The following is a 2,495-nucleotide window of genomic DNA, read 5'->3' as shown; positions in this document are numbered from 1 at the left end:
TGGCTGAAACAGGCTGTGGCATCCGGTGTTATCAGGCTACCCCGCGATCTTGACCGTTCTTCACTGTATACCGCGGTGTATTCCGGACCGGTGATGCCGTGGATTGACCCTGTTAAGGAGGCTGAGGCCTGGAAAATCCAGATTCGTGGTGGAGCGGCGACAGAATCAGACTGGGTACGTGCTGGTGGTCGTAATCCGGATGATGTCAAACGTCGGCGCAAGGCCGAAATTGATGAAAACCGCAAGCTGGATCTGGTATTTGATACCGATCCGGCCAGTGATAAAGGAGGCAGCAGTGCCGCAACGAAACGACAGGAGCCGCAGCACACCGACGACCAGTCCGAAGAATAATTCCTGGTTCAGGATGCAGGCTGGTCACCAGAGTGACGCGGATATTTATATTTATGACGAGATTGGTTTCTGGGGTGTTACAGCGAAGCAGTTTATCAGTGATCTGAATGCACTGGGCGATATCACCCACATTAATCTCCATATTAATTCACCGGGTGGCGATGTCTTTGAAGGCATCGCCATTTTTAATGCGCTGAAAACACATGGTGCGTCCATTACCGTTTATGTCGACGGTGTGGCGGCGTCAATGGCGTCGGTCATTGCGATGGTGGGAAACCCGGTCATTATGCCGGAAAACACCTTCATGATGATTCATAAACCATTTGGCTTTACGGGCGGTGATGCGGAGGACATGCGCACCTATGCCGACCTGCTCGATAAGGTTGAGGCGGTTCTGTTACCCGCTTATGCACAGAAAACCGGGAAAACCACCGATGAAATTGCTGCCATGCTGGCGGATGAGACCTGGATGTCCGGTGCCGAATGTCTGGCACAGGGATTTGCTGATCAGGTGACGCCAGCCGTTAAGGCAATGGCATGTATTCAGTCAAAACGTACAGAGGAATTTAAAAAGATGCCGGAATCCATTCGAAACATGATTACTCCGCCACGCAACAGTGCTCCACGCGTACAGGATGATGAACCTGCAGCCTCCCGGACGCCAGTGCAGGCAGCAGCACCCGTGGTGGATGAAAACAGTATCCGTGCGCAGGTACTGGCAGAGCAAAAAGCGCGTGTAAACGGTATTAATGATCTGTTTGCCATGTTTGGCGGGCGTTATCAGACGCTGCAGGCTCAGTGTCTTGCCGATCCTGAATGTTCGCTGGAGCAGGCCCGCGAAAAGCTGTTGAACGAGATGGGGCGCGAGTCCACGCCATCCAATAAAAATACCCCGGCTCATATTTATGCCGGAAACGGTAATTTTGTGGGGGACGGGATCCGCCAGGCGCTGATGGCGCGTGCCGGATTTGAAAAAACCGAACGTGATAATGTCTACAACGGGATGACCCTGCGTGAATATGCCCGTATGTCACTGACTGAACGGGGTATTGGGGTTTCCGGTTATAACCCGATGCAGATGGTCGGTGCGGCGTTCACACACAGTACGTCTGACTTCGGTAATATTCTGCTGGATGTTGCGAACAAAGCCATTCTGCAGGGCTGGGAAGATGCCCCTGAAACCTATGAACAGTGGACGCGGAAAGGTCAGTTGTCTGATTTTAAAATTGCCCATCGTGTGGGTATGGGGGGCTTCAGTGCTCTGCGTCAGGTGCGTGAAGGGGCGGAATATAAATACGTCACCACCGGAGATAAACAGGCCACTATTGCACTGGCGACCTATGGCGAGCTGTTCAGTATCACCCGTCAGGCCATTATCAATGATGATCTGAATATGCTGACCGATGTCCCGATGAAACTGGGCCGTGCGGCGAAATCCACTATTGCCGATCTGGTTTATGCCATTCTGACGTCTAACCCGAAAATCTCCACAGATAATGTAAGTCTGTTCGATAAAGCGAAACATGCAAACGTACTGGAGAGCGCTGCAATGGACGTGGCATCGCTGGATAAAGCCCGCCAGTTGATGCGCGTTCAGAAAGAGGGGGAGCGTCATCTGAATATTCGTCCTGCGTTCGTACTGGTACCGACGGCGATGGAGTCTGTTGCTAACCAGGTCATTCGCTCCTCAAGTGTCAAGGGGGCTGACATTAACGCCGGTATTATTAACCCGGTGAAAGATTTTGCGACCGTTATTGCAGAGCCTCGTCTTGATGATAACAGCCAGACCACCTTCTACCTGGCTGCGTCAAAAGGCTCCGATACGATTGAAGTGGCTTATCTCAACGGTGTGGATACGCCATATATTGATCAGATGGAGGGCTTCAGTGTGGATGGCGTGACAACGAAAGTGCGTATTGACGCCGGTGTCGCGCCAGTTGATCACCGCGGTCTGGTGAAATGTACGGCGTAAACGTCGCAGACAACAACTCTGATGGCCCGTAAGGGCTTTTTTTGTACCTGAAATCAGCCCCTGAACGGGGCTGTGCGGAGACAGTTATGGCAAAGAATTTTGTAGAAGAAGGAAAAACGGTGGCGATTGTTGCCAGTGCAGCCATCAGCAGCGGAGATCTGGTGCAGGTGGG

The 2,495-nt window shown here is 52.2% G+C and carries 2 protein-coding genes and 1 pseudogene; all 3 read left to right on the top strand.

Annotated elements, in window-relative coordinates; translation table 11 throughout:
* Positions 1-351, top strand: a 351-nt coding sequence (locus FTE26_RS08480) for a phage portal protein (protein ID WP_149004574.1), incomplete at its 5' end; no start/stop codon positions are given.
* The gene (locus tag FTE26_RS08475) at positions 296-2,323 is read left to right on the top strand and encodes a ClpP-like prohead protease/major capsid protein fusion protein (RefSeq protein WP_099949849.1); all 2,028 of its coding nucleotides are present in this window, start codon (positions 296-298) and stop codon (positions 2,321-2,323) included. The genes FTE26_RS08480 and FTE26_RS08475, both read left to right, overlap by 56 nt.
* A gap of 41 nt (positions 2,324-2,364) precedes the next feature.
* Positions 2,365-2,495, top strand: a pseudogene (locus FTE26_RS08470) (DUF2190 family protein); the annotation flags it as partial.

Source organism: Escherichia sp. S10b (assembly GCF_028421345.1).
Lineage (GTDB): Bacteria > Pseudomonadota > Gammaproteobacteria > Enterobacterales > Enterobacteriaceae > ECMA0423.
Note: the sequence above shows the minus strand (reverse complement) of the source record. Positions and strands in the feature narration are given on the sequence as shown.